The following is a 22,180-nucleotide window of genomic DNA, read 5'->3' on the forward strand; positions in this document are numbered from 1 at the left end:
CAGGTTCCCCAGCATGTGCGCCAGCGCAAAGAAGACCAGAAAAAATCCGGTCAAAGCCATCACATACTTCTTGCCCAATGAACTACTTAACCACCGCATGCCAACTCTCCTTTACCAAATGTGAATGAAATCCGCGAACAGAAGGTCCGCGGCTTAGGGTGTGAATTGTTATATATAGAGGTTATAGAAATGACGCCATTCAATATCACTCATCGCTGTTGCTGTCAATCCATTTAGAGGGAGTTAATCACGAAGAGATATTGTAAAATAAAGTTAATTTCAGGTTCTGGAGAGTCCCCGGAGGGATATGACGGGGAAGAAAAATGGGTTGACCCCCCTGATTCCTTCAGATATAAAAAGCAAAACTTAATAACTACGTTTTAAAGGAGGCTGTCCCGTGCATCTAGTCGACCAGATCAAAGCCAAAGCTCGTACGCAAGCGCAGACCGTTGTTCTTCCTGAAGGTTATGATGACAGGATGGTACAGGCGGCCGGATTGATCGTCAATGATCGTCTTGCCAATGTTGTGCTTCTCGGAGATCCGGGGATTCTGCAGGATAAGGCCAAAGAGTTGGGAGTTTCCCTTGACGGTGTGCAACTCCTCGACCCCAAGTCTGCGCCCCAACTTGACACCTATGTGGACGAGCTTGTCGAGTTACGTAAGAAGAAGTGTTTGACGCGCGATGAAGCGCGAGGACTGCTGACCCAGGAAGATAATCTTTACTTTGCATCGATGATGGTGCGTCGTGGTGACGCCGGCGGAGCCGTGGCCGGTGCTGCAAACACCACCGGCGATGTCTTGCGCGCCGCTTTTCAGTGTATTGGTACGGCGCCGGGAATCAAGACGGTCTCTTCTGTCTTTTTGATGGTCACCAAAAACCCTGAATTCGGCGAAAATGGAGTTCTCTGTTTTGCCGACTGCGCCGTCAACCCAAATCCCGATGCTCAAGCTTTGGCTGAGATTGCCGTTGCAACTGCTCAAAGTTGCAAGAGTTTTCTTGGAGTTGAGGCGCGCGTAGCGATGCTCTCTTTCTCTACTAAAGGAAGTGCCAGCCACGAAGACGCCGACAAAGTTCTCAAGGCACTGGCCATCGCCAAAGCGATCGATCCCGCGCTGCAAATTGATGGTGAAATGCAGGCCGACGCGGCGTTGGTCGCTAAGGTCGGGCAAAAGAAGGCCCCTGGCTCCAATGTTGCCGGCATGGCAAATACCTTGATCTTCCCTGATCTTGATGCCGGAAATATCGGTTACAAGCTGGTTGAGCGTCTTGCTGGTGCTGAAGCGGTCGGACCGATCATTCAGGGTCTGGCCAAGCCGGTGAACGATCTCTCGCGCGGTTGTTCTGTCGATGATATCGTCTCAGTCGCTGCCATCACCGCTGTTCAGGCGCAAGGCTAGTCCGGGCGAGAAAGAAAGTAACAGAAAAGGTCGGCGGAAATTCCGTCGACCTTTTCTGTTATAGTTGTGAAAAATTTTCTTACTTCTGAAATTCTTTCCCGGCAAAAGAGTAATCAAAGTGCATGTGGTCGGCATAAGTTCCTTCGAGGATAGCAACAACATCTTCAGTGAAGACAAGTTCCTCGTCAGTCGGAATAACAAAGACCTTGACCGGTGAATCAGGGGTGCTGATCATCGTTTCTCTTTTGCGGGTCATGGTATTCTTGTTGACCTCTTTATTGAGAATAATGCCGATGTGTTCCAGTCCTTCGAGGGCAAGCTCCCGAATCCTCCAGCCCATTTCGCCGACACCAGCCGTAAAGACGACGGCATCAAGGCGACCAAGGACCGCACAATACGAACCGATGTACTTTTTCAACCGGTAACCTTCGATCTCCAGGGCGAGAATACAGAGATCATCCCCTTTTTCCGCCTCTTCAATGACATCGCGACGATCGGTAAAACGTCCGGTTATTCCGTAAATTCCCGACTTTTTATTGAGAATTGAATCGACTTCTTTCGCCGAAAGGTTCTCCTGCTGCTGAATGAACAAGGGAATGGCCGGATCGATATCGCCGCAACGAGTCCCCATAACTGCGCCTTCAAGGGGGGTCAGACCCATGGATGTGTCGATCGAAATCCCGCCTTGTATCGCCGAATGGGAGACACCGTTGCCGATGTGCATCGTGATAATATTGCAATCCTTCGGATCCTTGCAGAGGAGGACGGACGCACGTTTGGAGACATAAAGATGGCTGGTGCCGTGAAAGCCGTAACGCCGGACGCCGTGTTTCTCATACCATTCATAGGGGAGGGGATAGGTATAAGCGTGACGGGGCATTGTTTGATGAAAAGCGGTATCAAAGATGGCAATATGCGGAGCGTCCGGCAGGACGGATTGAGCCGCTTCGATGCCGGCAATATTAGGGGGATTGTGCAGCGGAGCAAGGTGTTGTACTTCTTTAATGGCCGCAAGGACGTCGTTGTCAATCAGGACGGAACAGGTGAATTTTTCGCCGCCATGAACAACACGGTGACCTACCGCTGAGATTTCTTCCATACTGGTCACGACACCATGCAGCTTATCAGTCAGGGTTTTGATGATCAGGTGAATGGCAACGCGATGATCCGGGCATTCATACTCTTCCCGATAGGTCTCGCGATTGGGAACCTCATGTATTATGAATGAGTCGCCGACAGTCACTCTTTCGACCATTCCTTTGGCAATGATTTCTTTACGCGACCAACTGAAGAGTTGGTATTTAACCGAAGAGCTGCCACAATTCAGGGCCAAAATATCCATCCTGCTAAATCTCCTTAAATATTTATCTGTACAAAATGGTCAAATGAATTGCCAGATTATGTCCGGGATTTCCTGCTTTTCAATGGGGCTAAATTTTCTTGGCAAAATTATTCATTTATGAAATAACGTTATAAAGAATATAACAAAGGGGGTGTAATTGCAAGAATTTTACAAGTAAATTTGAAGAGTAGAAGGAAAGTCTGGACAGTAAACCTGACTTGTTTTATAGTTCTGAAGTTTTAAAAATGACGAAAGGAGGTGTATCGAATGGCTCATATAATTGATAGTGCAGCTTGCATTAACTGCGGTGCTTGCGATGAAACTTGCCCCGTGAGTTCCATCAGCGAAGTAGGCGACAAGCGCGTGATCGACGCGGCAACCTGCATTGACTGTGGGGCTTGTGTCGACTCTTGCCCTGTTAGTGCAATTGCCGCAGCCTGATCAACCAAAAATGTAGTTTTAGCCGCGGGAGGCCATCGTGTTTGGACTTGGTACTGGTGAACTTTTTTTGATACTTGCTATCGTTCTCGTCATCTTTGGCGCCGGAAAATTGCCGGAAATTGGCGGAGCACTTGGACGCGGGATTCGCAGCTTCAAAAAAGAAGTGAGTCATGATCCCCCCTCAACGCAACAAGAATCAGAAAAACAAAAATCAGATGAGACCAAATAGTTCTATTGTTTGAGTTTCCCGAAAAAAAGGCCGTTCTCTTAAGAGAACGGCCTTTTTTTCGGGAAAAGCTCTGCTGCTGCGGGTTTTTTATTTTGATCCTGGCTTGGATTCTTTTACTTCAACGGAAAACTCTTTAATGTCTTTAGGAACCTTGTTAAAGACGATGGTAAAAGGTATGCCTTTCCCTGCGGCAATATTTAAATTGACAAGATTTTCTCCCAGTTCGTTACTCATGACATCGCGAATTTCTTTGAAGCTTAACTTCTTGAGACTGCTATCTTTTATGGGGTTACCACAATAAGCGGATTGACTTTGCAGTATCTCCCCGTTGGCACCGAAAATCGTTCCTTTAACCAGAACGGAAGATCTTAATCCTTTAAATTCGTTGACGGCTTCGCCGCGAATGACGAACAAATCACCCTCTTGACTATTGACTATATAACTGCCACTTAACTTGGTCAGGTCAATTTGACCACTTGTTTCTACCCGTGTTTGATTTTCTATAAACCTGTTAACGATATTACTATATGTTTTCTGGATCTGTTCACGATTCATGATGCCGTAGGTTACTGCCAAGCCGAGAAGTATAAAGGTGATAAACTTCACTGCGAGACGGTTGGTACCTTTCTTCTTCGGGTGTATACGGGGACGTAATGGCCTGCTTTGGCGTTGAGGCTTCTCCTGGCGGTCCTTCGCGAGAGAAGGAGACGAGGCATCTTCTTCTCGGGGAGGGAGTATCGCCTCAACAGGCGCCGGTGCCGTCACGTTTCCTGTTGAGAGTTCAATCGTTGCGTCACTTTCAGCAGTCTCTGTACTCTTGTTTTCCTCTGTGTTGACGGATGGAGTGACGTCATCGAAAGAGAAACTGCTGAAATCAAAGTCAGTGTCCTGTGGCGCAGACTCTTTATTCTCGAATTGTTCAGGTGCAGTGGTAGTGAGAGGGGATTTATCCGGCTCATCCCAGGACATATCAGCAAGATTATCTTCCCCGGAAAAAGTGAAATCACCATCCGTTGCAACGGCGTTGAACGGGTTCAGATCTTGAGATGCGGTGGGAGTCGTCGAGAAGAAGTCAGCTGCAAAATCGTTATGACTCTCTCTCGACAAAGATTGATCATCGGTCGCTTCGGCAATTTGATAAGTTTGATCTGACCCGCTTTCAGCGAATGCATCAGTAAAAGAGATTGCTGTCTCACCGGCTAATCCGCTTTTGTTTTCTTCTCCGCTATCTACCGTAAAGACCGGGGCCTCAATATCGTCGAAATTGATAGCATCAAGGTCTGACGCGCCGGTTTCGTCAGTGAATCCATCTGAAAAGATGTTGTCCACAGCAGCCTGATTCCAATCATCATCTTCGTCCGCAGGGACGTCTACAGCAAAGGAGGGCATTCCTGCCGCGAAAGGAGTGGCGTCTGTCCCTGAAAATAAGGCGTCATCAACCTCTTCCTGGTGCTTGGCGACAACAGAGGGGACCGGTTCAGAATGGGAGACAGTCATAACCGGCAAGGCCAAGGTGGGAGGACTTTCCGGAAAGACGGTGAAGACTTCCCGGCATTTGGTACAACGAACTTTGGTACCGCTCTCTTTGACCTTGTCATCTGCCAGTTTGAAGCGTGCGTGGCAACTGGAGCACTCTATGACCACAGGGGGTCTCCTTGGCTGTTTTTAAATGGCATTAACCCAACAGATAGATATCCGGTAATTGTCGATATTGCTCATTGAAATCGAGTCCATAGCCGACAATAAAACCGGATGACATGGAAATTCCGACATAATCCGGTTGGATCGATCCTTCTCTCTGACAAGTCTTTTCAATCAAGGTACAGATCTTTAAAGAACGTGGATTCTTCAGCATCAACTTGGTGTAAAGTGTATCAAGGGTCAAGCCGCTGTCGACAATATCTTCAATAATCAATAGATCCTTACCCTGTACAGGTAGTTCGATGTCCTTGCGAAGTTCAACGATGCCTGAGGACTGCGTCTCGGTACCATAGCTCGCCAAACGCATGAAATCGATGGTCACTGGTACGGTCAGTTGTCTTACAATGTCTGCAATAAAGACAAAGGAACCTTTCAAGATGCCGACGACAAGGATTTCGCAGCCAGCATAATCACGATTAATTTCATCCGCCAGACGCGACACTTCGCTGGCAATCATTTCCTGTGAATACAGGAGGGAGAGCTTAGCCTCACTCATTGCAAAGAAAATCCATTTCGTTAAAATACAGAAGGATATTAAATAGCAAAGTGAAGCTGTCCTGTCAATTTTTCACTTCTTTTGTAGTGAAATCAATTTGACAGTTCATGCAAGGCTAATTCAGTAATATTTTGTAAAGATTTGTTTGCACCCCTATTGTTGAAAATGAAAAATTTCGATTGCCATCCCCTTCGGGATAAGCTATAAAAAACAACTTTCCGCGCGGTTAGCTCAGCTGGATAGAGTATCGGCCTCCGAAGCCGAGGGTCGTGAGTTCGAATCTCGCACCGCGCACCAATAAAATTAAGGGTTTACAGCTTGGGCTGTAAACCCTTTTTGCTTTTGTCTTGAGACAGATATGATTATTTATCCAGACATGAGCGTTTTTCTTACCGTGCATGATCCTTTCCCCTTGACCTTACTCTCTTCCCGTTTCGAGCATTGTATTCATAGAGGTCACGGGAGTACTCGCGATCGAGGTGCGACACATAATCGTGCTGGCGATAGTCCCGGATCCGTTCAATCCGGTGCTGACGCAACCCAACCGGCAGCTCCCGGTAGCTTATTGCAATCCAGGGGCCGCGACGACTGTTGGCCCTGAGCCAGCGCCCATCGTTGAAGAGATAATAGTTCCTATCGATATAACAAAGTTCATAGGGGACCCCGACTGCCACATAGAAACCGAGTTCGTCCGGATAGATGAAACGGACGTCTTCGCGCTGGTAATAGACCGGTGCCGGAACATGGCGGACCGGAGTTGGTGGACGATAGATTTCCTCGCGAATGATAACCGGACGGAAGGGGTCAAGGTTGATGTTGAGGTTGACCTTGACGTTGCCGGCCTCTGCGGAGATTCCTCCGAAGATTGCGGCGATAGCGACGATAGAGATGATAGAGATGATCAGGCGTGCGTTCATGGCTTTTCTCCTTTCGCTGGCGCTGAATTTTTTACAGCAGTTGCGACAAGAATTACCACGCTGATTTCCTTTTGAATACAGACATACATAGCAATGCTGTCAGATGTCTGGTCGATGTCGGGTTCTGCTACAGTCAATTCAAATGGTTAGAGGTTCTTTGCCCTCTGCGCAGGAACGGGGTAAATAATTATCCGGTGTTGCGTAATCCCGCTGCAATTCCGCTGATGGTCGCAGCAAGGACGTAGTCAAGTTCAGCACTCTCTTTGCCGGCGCGTTTGCGGCGCAACAGCTCGATCTGGATATAGCAGAGCGGGTCGACGTAAGGGGCGCGTAACTGCAGCGAGCGTGCCTGGGCGGGATTGTTTTCGAGAAGGTGGTTCTGTCCGGTGATTTGCAGAATCATGCCTTTGGTCCGTTCGAATTCGTCGGTGATCAAAGCAAAAACCCGCTCGCGCAGAGCGATGTCGGGGACGAGTTCACTGTAGAGGCGGGCGAGGGGGAGATCGACCTTAGCCAACGTCAGCTCAACGTTGCGGATGAGATCGGAGAAGAAGGGGAAGGCCTGCATCATCTCGGGCAAGAGCTTCGCTTCGGCCGTGCCGCGCCCGGCAAAGGACTGCAAGGCGCTGCCAACGCCGTACCAACCCGGCAGGCCGTGGCGGCTCTGGATCCAACCGAAGACCCAGGGGATGGCGCGCAGGTCGGCGATGGCGCTGCTGCTCACGCGTCGGGCAGGGCGCGAGCCAATACGGGCGAGATCGAATTCGCGCACAGGCGTTGCCGCTTCGAAATAGAACGGGATATCAGTGTTGTTGGCGATGTCACGATGATAACAGTCGTAAGCGGTTGCTGAAAGAGCATCGAGGGCTTCTTCCCAGGCCGGAAGGGGAGACGTGCCGCACCCCGGTCCGGTCAAGAGGGCCTCTAGTGCCGCCGCTGCCATCAATTCGAGGTTGCGGCAGGCGAGGGTTGGATCCGGGTATTTGAAGCTGATGACCTCCCCTTGCTCGGTGAGCTTGAAGCTGCCGCTGAAGGCGCCGCAGGGTTGGGCGAGGAGGGCGCGGTGGGTTGGACCGCCGCCCCGGCCGACCGTGCCGCCGCGGCCGTGGAAAATGGTCAGGGTCACGCCGCATTCGCCGGCGACCTCATGCAGAACGCGCTGGCAGCGATAAAGCTCCCATAAACTGGTGAGCATGCCTCCGTCCTTGTTCGAGTCCGAATAACCGATCATCACCTCTTGGCGCCATCCCCAACTCTGCAGATAAGGTTGGTACTCGGGGTCACTCCAAAGGGTTCGGCAGATGGCCGGTGCATGGCGGAGATCATCGATCGATTCAAAGAGGGGAACGGGCATCAGTCCGGGGTCGGATCCTTGAGGCGTGCCAACGACTTTGATGCCGCCGAGTTCGAGGAGCCAAATCAGCTGCAGAACATCCGCTGCCGAACTCGCGCCGCTGATGACATAGCTGCGCAGCGCGGCGGGTGGATAGTCAGCTTTGAGCCGGGCCAGGGAGCGGATTGTTTCAAGAAGTTCGGTCGTAGCGCTTGACACCGGGGGGAGATGTTTTCCTGCCGATTTAGCGGCGGAGAGTTCAGCCATGGCTTGATTATGAACCTTGGCGTGTTGGCGGATATCAAGAGTATGCAGGTGCAGGCCGCAACTCTGCACCTGACGGAGCAGTGGTGCTATCAGGGCGGCGCCAAGCCTGGCGCCTTTGCGGGCAAGGAGGGAGCGCCGCAGTTCTTGCAGTTCATTGATCAGTTCGTTTGCATCGGCATAAGCCCCCTCTACGGTTGGAGCCAGCAGGGTCTGACGCAGGCGGTAGCGAATGATACTGACGAAGCGCCGGTGTAGTTCGCCCTCAGGGAGATTCTCGACCTCACTGTGGACTGCAGGGAAGCGCTGCAACTGGCGGGACAGGGTTTCACTAAACTCCGGATCAACGCCGAGACGGAAGGTCGAAGAGGTGAGGAGGTCGCGCAGTTCTTCTGTCTGCCGTAGATAATCACCGAGGATCAGTTCGCGGGCACCCTGCAGTGCCGCGCGGGTCATCTCCGGAGAAACAAAGGGGTTGCCGTCACGGTCGCCGCCGATCCACGAGCCGAAGCGAATCATCGTCGGCAGGTCAGAAGCTGTCACTGACAGGCCATAGACCGCTTCGAGATCGCTGGCCAGTTCGACGTAAAAGGGGGGGAGGGCGGGGAGGAGGGCCACCGGGTAATGGTCGAGCCCCATGATGATTTCATCCTTGACCGTCGGCTTGCGCCTGCGCACTTCGTCCGACTGCCAAAGAGCGGTAATCTCGGCCAGGATCGTTTCCTGCGCCGCCGCGACTTCGGTATCCGTGAGGGGAAGGTGGTCGAGGCCCGCCAGGACGGCAGCGATGCGGCGGCGCTTACGCAACACTACCCGGCGCGCCACCTCGGTCGGATGGGCGGTAAAGACCGGTACCAGCTCAAGCTGCGCCAGAGCGGCCAGCACCGCATCGGCGCTGATCCCGGCATCGCGCAGCCGCAACAGCGTTCCGCGCATGCTCCCCCCTTTGGGCGGTACAGTACCGAGACCGCCGGCGCGCAGCCGGCGTTTGCGTTCGTTGCTTTCGGCAAGATTGGTCAGTTCAAAGAAGTTGGCAAAGGCCTTGACGATGTTGTGGGTCTCTTCCAGCGAGAGGCAGCTGACCGTGGCGCGGGCGCGCTCCTGTAAGGGACGGGGGACTGTGTCGGCAGCGACTGTCCGCCGGTCGGCGATGACCAGTTCCCGCAACGTCTCTTCCAGAGCAAAGGTCGCTTCGCCCGCCTGTTCACGGATGACCATACCGAGGAGCATGCCGAGAGAACGCACATCACGCCGCAACGGCCGATCGCGTTCCGCTTCTTGATTACCACACAGTTCCGCCAGTCGCTGTGGTTGATCGTCGCTCTGCCAAAAAAGTTCCATGTCACATCCTCCTTTTTATTCACTTGTAAAAGAGTATCACAGCTAGGAGGGGTGCCGCTTACCACGTCCTGTTTTCGTAACGGGTTTTTTACTAATAGGCACATAAAAGGGACCGGCGTAGCCGATCCCTTTTATGTCTGTAGATCGTTTTTTGAAATCATTTCTGATCTTAAGCGATCAGGTCTTCGACCGTGGCATCAGGTGCGTTCTTTTTTACCGACGCAATGCCATTGTCCATGGAAGCTTTGGAGGAATAATACTCACTTCGTCCAATTTCCTGACCGTTTGTCGCATTCAAAACAAAATATGGCTCACCCTTAGCGTTCACCCTGCTTTCAAATGCACCTTCACGGAGCGCGTTCTTTCGCACGGACTCAATTCCGTTCTCTGCACTGGATTTCTGCTTGTAGAGTTCACTCGTCAAGATGACCTGGCCATTAGTTGCCTTGAGGTTAAACATGAATTGCCCGTCTTTTGCTTTTTTCAATTCGAATTTACCTGCCATGTTTGATCTCCTCTCGATGTCAAAGTCAATAACCTTTTAAAAAGATAAATAATAATTATCAGTTGTCAACAACAGCAGAAAACATCACGGCTTTTTTGACTGCATCTGAATCAGGCTCTGTCCAGACAATATTCCGGGTATCAACCCATAGACTTCCGGGCATACTTACGGGAAAGAGGATAACCCTGAAGAAAACCGGGGTATCCGTGCCATTACTGGCTATCCTCCCGACATCGAATTCATCAATCCAGTAAAGATACCCTTCGCTGAGGAAGAGCTGACGACCTGTTGAGTAATTTCTTTGAATAAGTGTCGTCCCTGCGCCGCCGGTAGCAGGCACGCGCGAAATTGCGCCGTCAAGCTGGGCAAGGTAGAGATGACCTCCATCCGTGACAAAGTCGCTTAACGTGGCACCAAAAGTGACAAGTATCGGCATACCACCGGCTATCGGCACTTTTTTAATCGTTGGTCCATTTTCCAGCCAGAAGACAAAACCGCCCGCCACCCGGATGGGCCCAATCTCCGAGAACATGGGCGTACCAGACAGGAGTAATGAGGCACCACCTGTGACGGGAACCCGATAGAGCCCGCCGGTTCTCTGGATCCAGTAGAGATAGGTGCCATCACTGGCAATGACGGAAATCTCTTCACCGCCGTACACCACGGTTTCAAGTCCGCTTCCGTCGGTCGAAACCTTTTTGACCCGCCAGCCGTCGGCAATGAAGACAAAGCCACCTCCCACGGCGATCTCCGGAGCATCAGTGCGAAGTCCATCGACGACTGCGGTCACTGATCCCCCTTCCTGTGGAATGGCGGCAATCCGGCCAAAGTCTTCGATAACGCCAATATCCCCCCTTCATTCCAGTAAAGCAGATGATTCGCGATGACCAGTTCCCGGGGCGCATCCCCGCCCTGGTGGAGGATTGTCGCGGTTCCCCCTGTGCTCGGGAGCGTTTTGATTCGACCGGTCTCACCATGCGCCGGACCGGTTGTTTCTGACCAGAAGAGCTGCCCGGAGGCAAAGGTCAGGTCAAGAGGAGTATCTTCTGTGTCAGACAATTTAGAAACAGCCCCACCGCTACGTGCGACCTGGTTCAGTGCATTGCCATCGACCCAGAAGACGTTGTCGGCATCGACGGTCATGGCGACGGGCGAATCATCTTCCGCCATGGTTGCGAGGACGGTGATCGCGCCACCGGTCACGGCGACCTTCATAATCCGGTAGGAATCGAAGAAGTTGCTATCGCCAAAGAAGACCTCGGAGCCGTCAACGACCAGCCCTCCCCGGGGAAACCTGGATCCCGGGATCAACGGTTCCGGCGGGGCGGTGATCAGTCCATTCAGGGCGCCATTAACCAGCGTCTCCGGGGTGCCGCCTTTCCTGGCGATGCGCCGCACCGCACTCCCTTCCAAGCCGTCGGGGAGGGTGATCGGGCCGATGCCCTCTTCGATCCAATACAGCTAATCGTCACGGTGTTGGTATAGTTCAACGGTTGAGCAATATCCGTTGCCGTTGAGACTCCTCGGAATTGCCAGGTGTTGCCGACCGCAAAGGGGAAGTAATTACCGGTGTCCCCGGGACCGGTCTGGCCGGGGATGGCCGGATCTTCGGCAAGGTCAGAAGATGAACTACCTCCCCCTCCGCCACAGGCCGATAAACACACGATCAGGGAAATAGCCACCAGTAAGAAGGATGGTCCTGTCACGCCCTTTAGCTTTTGAATATTCATGATCGCCCTCCATCAGTTGCTGCTCATCATCACCATTTTTGTGTCGGGTTAGAGGGATTTTACGGGGCACAGGTTCCGAGATTAACAACACCTGACGCATTGAATACATTGATGCAGTAGTCATTCTGGTTCACACCTAACCAGAGATTTGCATACGAATTGTTACTACCGATGAATTTTATAAGTCCATCATATGTCGCTTCAAAGGGATTGTAAGGGATAAAGATCGTCTCCAGGGTGCCGAAATCCACATAACCATAATCATTGTCGTAGTAGCGGCCACTGATCGAACTTCGTGTTCCAGTGTTTTCCTCAGTACCATCAATCTTATATTGATTAAGCCAGTATGTTTTTCCTGAAAGTCCTTCAAGGGTCACGTTGAGTGTGAGATGGCTGACCAGAAAGCCGGCGTTATCTATCGATTCAGTGCCGGAAATATTCCCGTACATAACATAGCTGGTCACGCCGTCATTGATGGAAAGTGAATTCATCGTCATAGACAATTTGTCTACAAGAAAAGTCTGTAGATCGAGGCTCATCGCCATAGTGACCATCCCGTCGTAGATGACGCCCTCCATGTCGCAGTTACTGAAAGTGATGTTGCCATTCATGGAAACGGCAGTGGCGCTGAATGATTCAACGAGGGTGTCGCTCGTTGTTCCAGAAGGGTAGTTGCTGCAAATTTCAGCTGGATCAAGCAGTGACTGAGGTTTGATCTCAAAGTTCTGCTTCACCATTTCTACGGTTTTTTGGGTAAGGGTTGAAAGGTTAAAAGGGTTGATGATTACGGCCGCTGAAGTGTCACTCAGAGTTAGACTTTCAGCTGTCAAAGGGATGATGTTTCGATAACCCATGCCGCCATAAGCCCCCAGCACCAGAGCTTCGGCATTATTTGCGTCGAGGTAGGCCTGGGTTCTAGCACCGCTATAATTTGACGCGGCATGATCTGTATCACTGCCTCCTCCGCCTCCCCCACCGCCACAAGCAGTCAAAAAGACGACGGTTGCTGCCAACTCGACAAACCAGCCCTTTCGATAGTTCATCATAAACGCCTCCCCGACAATTTCTTGTCAATCTGGCCTTGTTTTTTGGAGTATAGCTGGCAAAGATCTTTTGGCAAGTGCCTGAAAATTAGAATATTTCGCAGGAAAGTTCTTGGCTCTGGGCCATGATTTACAGAGGAGTTTCCGTGGCAGAAGAGGGGCGAAATTCACCCCGATGTTTAGGATTTAGCGGGGCAGATGAAGCGATTTATGTCACATCCTTGATGAACTGCACAATGTCAGGGGCTAAGGGGGCAGTCAGGGTGCAGAGGGTCTGTTTAACCGGATGGGAAAAGTGCAGGCGGTGGCTGTGCAGGGCATGACCCTGCAGGGGTGTCGGCTTGACAGTATTGAGACGTGTATTGAGATAGTCGTAGTCATTCATGGTGTAAAGGTCATCGCCGGCGATGGGATGACCGATGGCCGCCATATGGACGCGCAGTTGATGGGTGCGGCCGGTTTCCGGTTTTAACTCCAGCAGGGTGAAATGTTTGGAGAGAGGGCGGATGGTCCGGTAGTGGGTCACGGCCGGTTTCCCCTCCAGACTGTTTATGCCAAAGCGGGGGACCCGGGCATCCTTCACCGCTCCAATCGACAGATTGATAGTGCCGTAAGCGGGACAAGGTCGACCAATAACCACAGCGAGGTACTCTTTGAGCACCAGGCGCTCGGCAAACTGGCGCATTAACTGGCTCAACACCACTTTATCGCGCGCCAGCAGTACCAGTCCCGAGGTGTCGGCATCGAGTCGGTTGACCAGATTGGCCTCCGGATAAGGTGGCTGGTGAAGGTGACGGAGATGGTATATCAGATTGGCGTGGACAAATTTTCCGGAACTGTGAACACGCAGTCCCGGCGGTTTATTGACCGCGAGCAGCCACTCATCTTCGTAAATAATGTCATAGTCGAAGTTGACTACAGGCGCTTCAAACTCAGGTAAATCACAACTGATGCTGTCGCCTTTGCTCACTGTCGTTGCTGTGTCGCAGATGCAGCCATTACAGGAAATTCGTCCTTCCTGCACCAACCCGGACCAGGCGCTTTCGGATAAATAGGTGAAGCGGGCCGCCAAATAGGCTGTCACGCTCATTTCGCTACAGGATTCAGGGACTTTTGAAGAATAGTTCATAGTCGTCATTCTAGCGTAAGCAGGAAGGTCAGGCTACATTTAAGTCGGTTGCTTCTATACTTGACAGCAAAACCAAAGGTGTCTAGATTGCCCACCGCGTCGGTATCATCAAGTCTTTAAATAAATCACAAAATAGAATCATTCAAGGGTGAAGCAATGATCGAACCGTTCAAAATGGGTTATACCGCCATCGGCGGACTCGGGGTCTTTATCCTCGGGATGAAGTACCTCTCCGACAGCCTGCAGATGCTCTCGGGAGGACTGATCCGCAAAGCGATTTCGTCGATGACGACCAATCGTTTCCTCGCTGTCCTGGTCGGTCTTTTTGTCACCTGTTTCGTTCAATCCTCCTCGATCACCACGGTGATGGTCGTCGGTTTGACCAACGCCGGACTGATGCAGTTGACTCAGGCGATCGGCGTCATTCTCGGCGCCAACATCGGCACCACAATTACCGGCTGGATTTTGGCGATTCAGGTCGGCAAGTACGGCCTGCTGCTCATCGCCCTCGGCGTCTTTCCGATGCTCTTTTCGAAAAATGATTCGATTTCCGCCAGTGCCAAGATTCTGGTCGCCCTCGGCCTGATCTTTTTCGGCCTTGAAATCATGAGCGATGCCTTCAAGCCCCTGCGTAAAGACGAAGGCTTCATGAACCTGATGCTGACTCTGGATGGGCGCACACTGCTGAGTGTTCTCGGCTGCGTTGCAATCGGCTGCCTGATGACCATGGTCATCCAGAGCAGTTCGGCGATGCTCGGTATCACCATTGCTCTGGCGGTAACCGGCGCCATCCCTCTCTACACTGCTATTGCCCTGGTCATGGGTGAAAATATCGGTACCACCATCACCGCCCAGTTCGCCGCCATCGGCGGAACCATAACCTCCCGTCGCGCCGCCATGGCCCACACCGTCTTTAATGTTCTGGGGGTCATCATCATTATTTCCTTCTTTTCGACCTACGTCGAGCTGATCGAAAAATTCGTTCCAGGGATCTCCAGCTTTACTGATAGCGAGGGGACTTACCCTTATATCGCTGCCCACATTGCCATGGCGCATACCTTCTTCAACGTCACGGCCACCCTGGTGATGCTCCCGTTTCTCGGTCAGTTGGCAAAGCTGGTGACCAAAATGGTGCCGGAGCGAGAAGGGGCGGCCAAGGGTGCCTTCAAGTATATCGGCGCGCCCGGTACGATCCCGGTCTCCATGGGCATTTCCATGGTCTTTGAAGAGCTAAAGCGCATGCAGACCCGGGTACATAAGGCTTTGCGTCACGCCGGCAGCTATCTGCAACGCGATCTGAAAGGGCGCGACCGTTTCTACCGCAAGGTGACTTCGCTCGAAGACGAAACGGATATCATGCAGCATGAAATCACCACCTTTGTCGTCACTCTGATGCAGTCAGGAAACGCCAGTAATAGCCAGTCAGATCGTGCCTACAGCTATGTGCGGGCCGCCGATGAACTTGAATCGATAGCCGATTACGCTGCTTCACTCTGCTCGTACATGAAGCGCCTCGACAAACACGAACTCGACTTCAGCCAGGAAGCCTGGAAGGATCTCCTTGATTACCATCGTGAGGTCTTTGCCTTCTTCAATCAGGTTTGCAATGACTTCAAAAACGAAGATGTCGTCAGTAGCCGCAAGATCTATGACGAAGCCCATCGTCTCAACGATCTTGCCGATGCCATCCGCGATAACCACCTCAAACGGATGAAGGCAGGTTCCTGTGGCGCACTCCCCGCCCTGACCTTCAGCGACATGGCGGTCGCCCTGCGACGGATCAAGAATCACACAGTCAATCTGCATGAGGCGCTTTTTTCCAAGCCCCCTGTCGCCTGATTTACCCACAAAAAAGCCCAACCTGAAGGTTGGGCTTTTTTGTGGGTTGTCAGAGCTTGATCGATCAGGCAAGGTCAAAACGGTCAAGGTTCATGACCTTGTTCCAGGCCGCGATAAAATCATTCAGGAACTTCTCCTGAGAGTCTTGGCAGCCGTAGACTTCCGCCAGGGCCCGGAGCTGGGAGTTTGAACCGAAGATAAGGTCGACCCGGGTAGCGGTCCACTTTAGCTCACCGCTGGTACGATCCCGCCCCTCAAAAACATCGTCACTTTCCACAGTCGGCTTCCAGGTGGTCCCCATGTCGAGGAGATTGACAAAGAAATCATTAGTGAGGATCTCCGGCCGCTTGGTGAAGACGCCGTGGGGGGTTGCTCCAACGTTGGCATTGAGGACGCGCAGACCGCCCAGGAGGACCGTCATCTCCGGGGCGGTCAACGTCAGTAGTTGCGCCCGATCGATCAGCAGTTCTTCGGCCGGTACAGTGTATCTGGTTTTGAGGTAGTTGCGGAAGCCGTCGGCCGCCGGTTCGAGGACAGCGAATGCCTCCACGTCGGTCTGCTCCTGCGTCGCATCGGTGCGTCCCGGCGTGAAGGGGACAATCACATTTTGTCCGGCTCTCTGTGCGGCTTGCTCGATTCCGGCGCAACCCGCCAGTACAATCAGATCAGCAAGGGAGACCGATTTTCCACCGGATTGGGCACTGTTGAACTCTTTCCGAATTCCCTCCAGGACCTGCAGAACGCTCTGCAGTTGCGCCGGCTGATTCACTTCCCAATCCTTCTGCGGTGCTAAACGGATCCGCGCGCCGTTTGCTCCGCCGCGCTTGTCAGAGCCGCGGAAGGTGGAGGCCGCTGCCCAGGCGGTCGCGACGAGTTGCGAGATCGGGAGTCCAGAGGCGATGATCTTCCCCTTGAGGGCGACGATCTCCGGTGCGTTAATCAAGGGCTGGTTGACTGCCGGGACCGGGTCCTGCCAGATCAGTTCCTCTGCCGGCACTTCAGCGCCGAGATAACGGGCGCGCGGTCCCATGTCGCGGTGGGTCAGCTTGAACCACGCCCTTGCGAACGCATCGGCGAATTTCTCCGGGTTTTTCAGATAGCTTCGCGCGATCGGTTCATAGATCGGGTCAAAGCGCAGGGACAGGTCCGCCGTCGTCATCATCGGCCGCCGCATCTGCGTCGGGTCGTGGGCGTCAACCACCATGTCCTCTTCGGCGACATCCTTGGCCAGCCACTGATTGGCGCCGGCCGGACTCTTGACCAGCTCCCATTCGTACTTGAACAGCACCTTCAGATAACCCATGTCCCATGTGGTCGGGTTCGGTTTCCAGGCGCCCTCGATGCCGCTACTGATGGTATCGCCGCCTTTGCCGATACCGAAACTGCTTCTCCAACCGAGACCCTGCTCTTCGATCGGGGCAGCTTCCGGTTCCGGACCGACATACGATGCCGGGCCGGCGCCATGGCATTTGCCGAAAGTGTGGCCGCCGGCAACCAGGGCGACGGTCTCTTCGTCGTTCATCGCCATGCGGGCAAAGGTCTCGCGCACATCCCGGCCGGAGCCGACCGGATCGGGTTCACCGTTCGGCCCTTCCGGGTTGACGTAGATCAGTCCCATCTGCACGGCCGCGAGTGGATTCTCGAGATCACGGTCACCGCTGTAGCGCTTGTCACCCAGCCAGGTCTCTTCCTTTCCCCAGTAAATATCCTCTTCCGGTTCCCATATATCTTCGCGTCCGCCGCCAAATCCGAAGGTCTTGAAGCCCATCGACTCCAGCGCGCAGTTGCCGGCGAGGATCATCAGGTCGGCCCAGGAAATTTGCCGACCGTACTTCTGTTTGATCGGCCAGAGGAGGCGGCGCGCCTTGTCGAGGTTGACGTTATCCGGCCAGCTGTTGAGCGGTGCGAAACGCTGCGAACCCGACGACGCGCCGCCACGACCGTCGCCGGTGCGGTAGGTGCCGGCGCTGTGCCACGCCATACGGATAAAGAGCCCACCGTAATGCCCCCAGTCCGCCGGCCACCACTCCTGCGAGTTGGTCATCAGCGCATAAAGATCCTGCTTCAGAGCCTGCAGGTCGAGTTTTTTGAATTCCTCTGCGTAGTTGAACTCCTCCCCCATCGGGTTGCCCAAGGGAGAATTCTGGTGCAGCATCTTGAGGTTCAGCTGGTTTGGCCACCAGTCCCGGTTCGATGTGCCCCGGCTGGCGGTCGGTTTGTCAGTTCGGCCTGTGACCGGACATCTGCTCTCATGACTCATCTTCGCTCTCCTTTTGCGTACAGGTTTGGATTGGTTCAGCTAATAAAAGACAATATTATTTTTTCTTAGTATACCCAAAAAATCGGGTTTTGGAAGTCATTCTCAAGGTCGGGTAGAAAGGTGAACGTGCTTTCAATGTACAGAGTACTTGTCGGTCCAGAATTTTGACTTGCCCGTTATCTCTGTTATCATTTCTCCTAGTCACTCGCACCACGGAGGTACAGCATGGAGACCCGTATTGACGAAATTGCGCCGGACCTCTATCGCTTGTCGACTTACATTGCCAAGATCAACCTCCAGTTTAACCAGTTCCTCGTTGCTGACGACGAGCCGCTTCTTTATCACACCGGACTGCGGGGACTGTTCCCGATGGTCCGCGATGCGGTGGCGACCGTTGTCGACCCAACCCGCATCCGCTGGATCGGCTTCAGTCATTTTGAGGCCGATGAATGTGGTTCGTTGAACGAATGGCTGGCCCTGGCGCCGCAGGCGAAACCGGTCTGCGGCCAGATCGGGGCGCTGGTGAATATCAATGACTACACCGGCGGTCGGGTACATATCATGTCCACCGGAGAAGTTCTCGTTACCGGCCGGCACCGCTTTCAATTTCTTCAGACGCCACAGGTTCCGCACGGCTGGGATGCCAGCCTCCTTTTTGAAGAGAGCGGCGCCACCCTTTTCTGTTCGGATCTCTTTCTCCAGAACGGCGAACTCTGTCCGGTGACAGAGGAAGAGGTGGTCAAAGCGGCCCGTCAGTCACTCCTGGACTACGAAGCCGGGCCACTTCCGCATGCCTATCCCTATGCTGCCTGGACCGATGACACCCTGCAGATGCTGGCAAGTCTCAGTCCGAAGCTCCTTGCTATCATGCACGGTTCATCATATCGCGGTGATGGAGCGCGGGCCTTGCGACAACTGGCTGCCATGTACGCTTCAACTCTGGGCGAGGGGCAGAAGGAATGGCAAAGGCGACCTGGAAGAACGTAATTGATTTGTAACGTAATTGATTTGTATATGCCGTCACGTTCGGCTAGATTTTAAGCTACAGAGAAAAGAGGAGTTTTATGAAATACAAACGGATCTTGCTCCTGTTAATCATCCTGCTCTCTTTAGTCTCTCATTCCTTTGCTGCCAAGGCCATATTGGCAGGCGGCTGTTTCTGGTGCATGGAGGCAGATTTCGAAAAACTTCCGGGCGTCATGGACGTCGTCTCGGGTTTTACCGGCGGTACCGTAAAAAATCCAACCTACAACGGCAACCATGCAGGACACTTTGAAGCCGTTGAAATAACCTATGATCCCGACAAGGTGAGTTACAAAGAGTTGCTGGCATATTTCTGGGTCAACATCGACCCCTTTGATGCCAGTGGACAGTTTTGTGATAAAGGCCCGAGTTATTTGAGTGCAATTTTCGTTGCCAATGAAACAGAAAAGGCGATGGCCGAAGAGAGTAAAAGGGCGGTCGCCGCAAAGTTTCCCGGCAAGAAAATTGTGACGCCGATTTTAGATATTTCGACTTTCTATCCGATCAAAGGGGAGGAAAGTTACCATCAGGATTACTATAAAAAGAATCCCATACGCTACAATGCGTATCGCTGGAATTGCGGTCGTGACAAGCGATTAAAAGAGCTGTGGGGGGAGAAAACGACCCATTAGCCAGAGGTTTTCGGCGCCCCGCGCGATGGCGATGTCAAGACGACAGGATGGTATAATCTGTAGATTGTCTCACCTATCACAAACGCTGAAAGACCTTTTAACAAGCACTTCGCAGCAGAAGCTGCTTTGCTGATTGCGACGTCTTAATATTGGTGGAGGAAAAGATAAAACGGGCCGGGTTGTCTTTTGACAATCCGGCCCGTTTCTCTTCCATGACTACTCCGCTCTCCACAGCGATTTCGATTTCTTCCGGAGCTTGCGAACCAGCATCGGCCCGAGGAACATGGCGGCAAGGACGATGGCCATGGTGATGTTCGGATTCTGGATCCAGGCGTTGAGTCGCAGGGTGGAGATGGCAATGACGGCGAAGTAGAGCATGTCGCCGGCGATGGCAAAGGCCCATCCGGCGATAAAGCCGTGACCGGCCGCCATGGCGGTGGCGCGCCCGGTCATCGGGTCGACGCCGAAGGCGACCATCACCAGGGCGAGAGGGCCGGCGCCGGGGCTGATATGGGCGACACTGCGGGCGGTCGCCTCCTTCATGGCAACGCGGAAGCGGGCAAGAAAGGGGACTCTGCCGCAGAGCAGGGAAAGAAGGCGCAGGATCGGCTCAAAGGCAATGGCGAGGATGATATCGGAGATCAGGTAGATGCCGGTGGTGATCGGCCAGGCGAGGCCGTTGGCGCGGGCAAGCATGACTCCGGCCGGGATACCGCCGCCGACCGGGAGGAGGAAGAGTTTGAGGACGGGGAGGGTGAGGGTGGTTGTGGAGGTCATCGGCGTCCGGAGTCGTAAAGGTATTTGCAACGGAGAAGCGCAGCCGAGGATTTACCACAGCTGCACCTGCTTTGGAAATTGAATTTTATGTGACAAGTGGCCGCACGGATCAACGCCCCTCAGGACTCAGGGGACATGGACAAAGGGGTAGCGCTCCCGCAGTGGCCGGGTGAGGAGGCCGATGCCGCCGCGCTCGCCGAAGGTCTCGATGGCAATGATGGTATCGGGCTCTGCAAAGTCGATCTGCGCCGTCCCGCCGCCGGTCTGGATCAGGTCGAGGAGGAAGGCGTCGAGGGCGCGTTCGATCTCCAGGGAGATGATCCGTCCTTTCAGGCCGCGCCGTTCGAGGCGCACGTAGAAGCGCTGACGTTACCCCTGAAAACTGAGCCATTGCAAAGTTAGTGATTTCGGTCTATCCATCCTTGAAAGGGAGATAGGCATGAAATCGAAACGGTTCACGGAAGAACAGATCATCGGCATTTTGAAGCAAGCATAGTCCGGCATGAAAATCGTCGACCTTTGCCGCATGCACGGCATCAGCGATGCCACCTTTTACAATTGGCGCTCCAAGTATGGCGGTATGGAAGTGTCTGACGCCAAGCGCCTGAAGGATCTTGAATCGGAGAACCGTCGGCTTAAACAGATGCTGGCCGACACCATGCTTGAGAATCAGGCAATCAAGGACGTCCTCTCAAAAAAGTGGTAACGCCTGCCGCTCGTCGCAGTGTGGTGATCTTCCTTCAGGAGCATCATCACATCAGCGAACGTCGGGCCTGCAAGATCGTCAGGCTGTGCCGCAGTAGTTGTCGGTATCAGGCGAAGCCATCAAACAATACAGAGATTAGACTCCGCTTGCGGCAACTGGCTGAACAACGGCGAAAGTATGGCTCCCCCCGCTTACACACCATACTGCTGCGCGAGGGATACCTGATCAATCACAAGCGAACTGAAAGGCTGTATCGAGAAGAAGGGCTCTCTCTTCGACTTAAACGACGGAGAAAGCGGTGCAGTCACCTTCGGGTTGTTCTGGACAAACCGGAACGGATCAATCAGCACTGGTCTATGGATTTTGTCTCGGACAGCCTGTACAACGGCCGCCGGTTTCGCACTCTTACGGTGGTCGATGATCTCAGCAAGGAATGTCCAGTTTTAGAAGTCGATCATTCACTGACCGGACAACGAGTTGCATGGGTTCTGGAGCGAGCTGCATTGACCCGAGGCCTTCCAGATCTGATCACGGTCGACAATGGGCCGGAATTTATCAGCAAGGCGCTCGATGCCTGGGCACACGCAAATGGCGTCAAGCTCCACTTTATACAACCTGGGAAGCCGACACAGAATGCTTACATCGAAAGCTTCAATGGCAAATTCCGTGACGAATGTCTCAATGAACATGTGTTTACCAGCTTGCATGATGCACAGGTGAAGATCGAAAGCTGGCGACAGGATTACAACGAAAATCGGCCCCATCGTTCTCTGAAACAACAGACGCCGAATGAGTTTGCATTACACTTCAATCAGCAGGAAAAGGCTGAAATCACTAACCTCAAACTGGTCCAGTTAATGGGGTAAGGTCACCCGCGCAGCGGGCCAGATGATGGGGTGCCCTTTTGCTGCTTACTCATTTTGGGCAAGCAAAAAGAGTAAGGCGTCGTCGGGGGCGCAACCCCCGGAACTTCTGGACCAGGCGGGCGCAAGCATTGCGCCCCTACACTAAGACCCGGGCGACCCACCGGGTCGCCCCTACGGTTGGGAAAAGGTTTCAATTTCATTGGATCT

At 53.1% G+C, this 22,180-nt stretch carries 20 protein-coding genes, 1 tRNA gene and 1 pseudogene; 8 read left to right on the top strand and 14 right to left on the bottom strand.

Going from position 1 to position 22,180, the window contains the following annotated elements; genetic code table 11:
* Positions 1-78 (bottom strand): succinate dehydrogenase (locus CVU69_09800; GenBank protein PKN11898.1); only part of this gene is annotated, 78 nt, incomplete at its 3' end.
* 319 nt (positions 79-397) lie between these two features.
* Here CVU69_09800 and pta point away from each other — a divergent pair.
* Entirely contained in the window at positions 398-1,399 is a 1,002-nt protein-coding gene (pta, locus tag CVU69_09805) for a phosphate acetyltransferase (protein PKN11899.1), read from the top strand.
* A gap of 79 nt (positions 1,400-1,478) precedes the next feature.
* Here the strand turns inward: pta and CVU69_09810 are convergent, their stop codons facing one another.
* On the bottom strand, positions 1,479-2,741 hold the full coding sequence (locus CVU69_09810) for a propionate kinase (GenBank protein ID PKN11900.1): 1,263 nt from the start codon (positions 2,739-2,741) through the stop codon (positions 1,479-1,481).
* Positions 2,742-3,008: 267 nt separating this feature from the next.
* Here CVU69_09810 and CVU69_09815 point away from each other — a divergent pair, with 267 nt between their 5' ends.
* Complete coding sequence (locus CVU69_09815) at positions 3,009-3,182, top strand: ferredoxin (protein ID PKN11901.1); 174 nt, start codon at positions 3,009-3,011, stop codon at positions 3,180-3,182.
* 37 nt (positions 3,183-3,219) lie between these two features.
* Positions 3,220-3,411: a twin-arginine translocase TatA/TatE family subunit gene (gene tatA / locus CVU69_09820; GenBank protein PKN11902.1), complete on the top strand. Its 192-nt coding sequence runs from the start codon at positions 3,220-3,222 to the stop codon at positions 3,409-3,411.
* Between the two features lie 87 nt (positions 3,412-3,498).
* On the opposite strand, the gene CVU69_09825 is transcribed toward tatA, so the two are convergent.
* The gene (locus CVU69_09825) at positions 3,499-5,055 is read right to left on the bottom strand and encodes a hypothetical protein (GenBank protein PKN11903.1); all 1,557 of its coding nucleotides are present in this window, start codon (positions 5,053-5,055) and stop codon (positions 3,499-3,501) included.
* A 31-nt stretch (positions 5,056-5,086) separates the two neighbouring features.
* Positions 5,087-5,608, bottom strand: a complete 522-nt coding sequence (hpt, locus tag CVU69_09830; GenBank protein ID PKN11904.1) for a hypoxanthine phosphoribosyltransferase — start codon at positions 5,606-5,608, stop codon at positions 5,087-5,089.
* 220 nt (positions 5,609-5,828) lie between these two features.
* Between hpt and CVU69_09835 the strand changes: the two genes are divergently transcribed.
* Positions 5,829-5,905: transfer RNA gene (locus CVU69_09835), tRNA-Arg, on the top strand.
* Positions 5,906-5,997: 92 nt separating this feature from the next.
* Here the strand turns inward: CVU69_09835 and CVU69_09840 are convergent.
* The 7 genes from CVU69_09840 to CVU69_09870 all read right to left on the bottom strand — a co-directional run bounded on the left by CVU69_09840 (position 5,998) and on the right by CVU69_09870 (position 13,879).
* Positions 5,998-6,525, bottom strand: coding sequence for a hypothetical protein (locus CVU69_09840; GenBank protein PKN11905.1), 528 nt, complete (start codon positions 6,523-6,525; stop codon positions 5,998-6,000).
* A gap of 187 nt (positions 6,526-6,712) precedes the next feature.
* Entirely contained in the window at positions 6,713-9,463 is a 2,751-nt protein-coding gene (locus tag CVU69_09845; GenBank protein ID PKN11906.1) for a phosphoenolpyruvate carboxylase, read from the bottom strand.
* Between the two features lie 169 nt (positions 9,464-9,632).
* The gene (locus CVU69_09850) at positions 9,633-9,968 is read right to left on the bottom strand and encodes a hypothetical protein (protein PKN11907.1); all 336 of its coding nucleotides are present in this window, start codon (positions 9,966-9,968) and stop codon (positions 9,633-9,635) included.
* A gap of 58 nt (positions 9,969-10,026) precedes the next feature.
* Positions 10,027-10,758, bottom strand: a complete 732-nt coding sequence (locus CVU69_09855) for a hypothetical protein (GenBank protein PKN11908.1) — start codon at positions 10,756-10,758, stop codon at positions 10,027-10,029.
* A complete protein-coding gene (locus tag CVU69_09860) occupies positions 10,755-11,366 on the bottom strand; it encodes a hypothetical protein (GenBank protein ID PKN11909.1) in 612 nt (203 codons plus the stop codon). Before CVU69_09860 ends, CVU69_09855 begins: the two co-directional genes overlap by 4 nt.
* Before the next feature lie 391 nt (positions 11,367-11,757).
* Positions 11,758-12,744, bottom strand: coding sequence for a hypothetical protein (locus CVU69_09865; protein ID PKN11910.1), 987 nt, complete (start codon positions 12,742-12,744; stop codon positions 11,758-11,760).
* A gap of 205 nt (positions 12,745-12,949) precedes the next feature.
* The gene (locus CVU69_09870; GenBank protein ID PKN11911.1) at positions 12,950-13,879 is read right to left on the bottom strand and encodes a hypothetical protein; all 930 of its coding nucleotides are present in this window, start codon (positions 13,877-13,879) and stop codon (positions 12,950-12,952) included.
* 147 nt (positions 13,880-14,026) lie between these two features.
* Between CVU69_09870 and CVU69_09875 the strand changes: the two genes are divergently transcribed.
* Entirely contained in the window at positions 14,027-15,709 is a 1,683-nt protein-coding gene (locus CVU69_09875; GenBank protein PKN11912.1) for a hypothetical protein, read from the top strand.
* A gap of 64 nt (positions 15,710-15,773) precedes the next feature.
* Here CVU69_09875 and katG read toward each other — a convergent pair whose 3' ends face one another.
* On the bottom strand, positions 15,774-17,969 hold the full coding sequence (katG, locus tag CVU69_09880) for a catalase/peroxidase HPI (protein PKN11913.1): 2,196 nt from the start codon (positions 17,967-17,969) through the stop codon (positions 15,774-15,776).
* A 225-nt stretch (positions 17,970-18,194) separates the two neighbouring features.
* On the opposite strand from katG, the gene CVU69_09885 reads away from it, so the two are divergent.
* Both CVU69_09885 and msrA read left to right on the top strand, forming a co-directional pair.
* Positions 18,195-18,956 (top strand): MBL fold metallo-hydrolase, encoded by a 762-nt coding sequence (locus tag CVU69_09885; GenBank protein PKN11914.1) that lies wholly within the window; start codon positions 18,195-18,197, stop codon positions 18,954-18,956.
* 77 nt (positions 18,957-19,033) lie between these two features.
* Positions 19,034-19,624, top strand: coding sequence for a peptide-methionine (S)-S-oxide reductase (gene msrA, locus CVU69_09890; GenBank protein PKN11915.1), 591 nt, complete (start codon positions 19,034-19,036; stop codon positions 19,622-19,624).
* 216 nt (positions 19,625-19,840) lie between these two features.
* Here msrA and CVU69_09895 read toward each other — a convergent pair whose 3' ends face one another.
* Both CVU69_09895 and CVU69_09900 read right to left on the bottom strand, forming a co-directional pair.
* Positions 19,841-20,401, bottom strand: a complete 561-nt coding sequence (locus CVU69_09895; GenBank protein ID PKN11916.1) for a hypothetical protein — start codon at positions 20,399-20,401, stop codon at positions 19,841-19,843.
* Positions 20,402-20,527: 126 nt separating this feature from the next.
* On the bottom strand, positions 20,528-20,755 hold the full coding sequence (locus CVU69_09900; protein PKN11917.1) for a hypothetical protein: 228 nt from the start codon (positions 20,753-20,755) through the stop codon (positions 20,528-20,530).
* An 85-nt stretch (positions 20,756-20,840) separates the two neighbouring features.
* Between CVU69_09900 and CVU69_09905 the strand changes: the two are divergent.
* Positions 20,841-21,973 (top strand): annotated as a pseudogene (locus CVU69_09905) (IS3 family transposase).
* The last annotated feature ends 207 nt before the right edge of the window (positions 21,974-22,180 follow it).

It is taken from the genome of Deltaproteobacteria bacterium HGW-Deltaproteobacteria-4 (assembly GCA_002841765.1).
Lineage (GTDB): Bacteria > Desulfobacterota > Desulfuromonadia > Desulfuromonadales > UBA2197 > UBA2197.

Excerpts from the sequence above, each read along its gene's own strand:
- CVU69_09815 (PKN11901.1), top strand. The coding sequence starts at position 3,009 with ATGGCTCATATAATTGATAGTGCAGCTTGCATTAACTGCGGTGCTTGC.
- hpt (PKN11904.1), bottom strand. The coding sequence starts at position 5,608 with ATGAGTGAGGCTAAGCTCTCCCTCCTGTATTCACAGGAAATGATTGCC.
- CVU69_09885 (PKN11914.1), top strand. The coding sequence starts at position 18,195 with ATGGAGACCCGTATTGACGAAATTGCGCCGGACCTCTATCGCTTGTCG.
- CVU69_09845 (PKN11906.1), bottom strand. The coding sequence starts at position 9,463 with ATGGAACTTTTTTGGCAGAGCGACGATCAACCACAGCGACTGGCGGAA.
- katG (PKN11913.1), bottom strand. The coding sequence starts at position 17,969 with ATGAGTCATGAGAGCAGATGTCCGGTCACAGGCCGAACTGACAAACCG.
- CVU69_09875 (PKN11912.1), top strand. The coding sequence starts at position 14,027 with ATGATCGAACCGTTCAAAATGGGTTATACCGCCATCGGCGGACTCGGG.
- CVU69_09810 (PKN11900.1), bottom strand. The coding sequence starts at position 2,741 with ATGGATATTTTGGCCCTGAATTGTGGCAGCTCTTCGGTTAAATACCAA.
- CVU69_09850 (PKN11907.1), bottom strand. The coding sequence starts at position 9,968 with ATGGCAGGTAAATTCGAATTGAAAAAAGCAAAAGACGGGCAATTCATG.
- CVU69_09895 (PKN11916.1), bottom strand. The coding sequence starts at position 20,401 with ATGACCTCCACAACCACCCTCACCCTCCCCGTCCTCAAACTCTTCCTC.
- msrA (PKN11915.1), top strand. The coding sequence starts at position 19,034 with ATGAAATACAAACGGATCTTGCTCCTGTTAATCATCCTGCTCTCTTTA.
- CVU69_09870 (PKN11911.1), bottom strand. The coding sequence starts at position 13,879 with ATGACGACTATGAACTATTCTTCAAAAGTCCCTGAATCCTGTAGCGAA.
- CVU69_09865 (PKN11910.1), bottom strand. The coding sequence starts at position 12,744 with ATGATGAACTATCGAAAGGGCTGGTTTGTCGAGTTGGCAGCAACCGTC.
- CVU69_09840 (PKN11905.1), bottom strand. The coding sequence starts at position 6,525 with ATGAACGCACGCCTGATCATCTCTATCATCTCTATCGTCGCTATCGCC.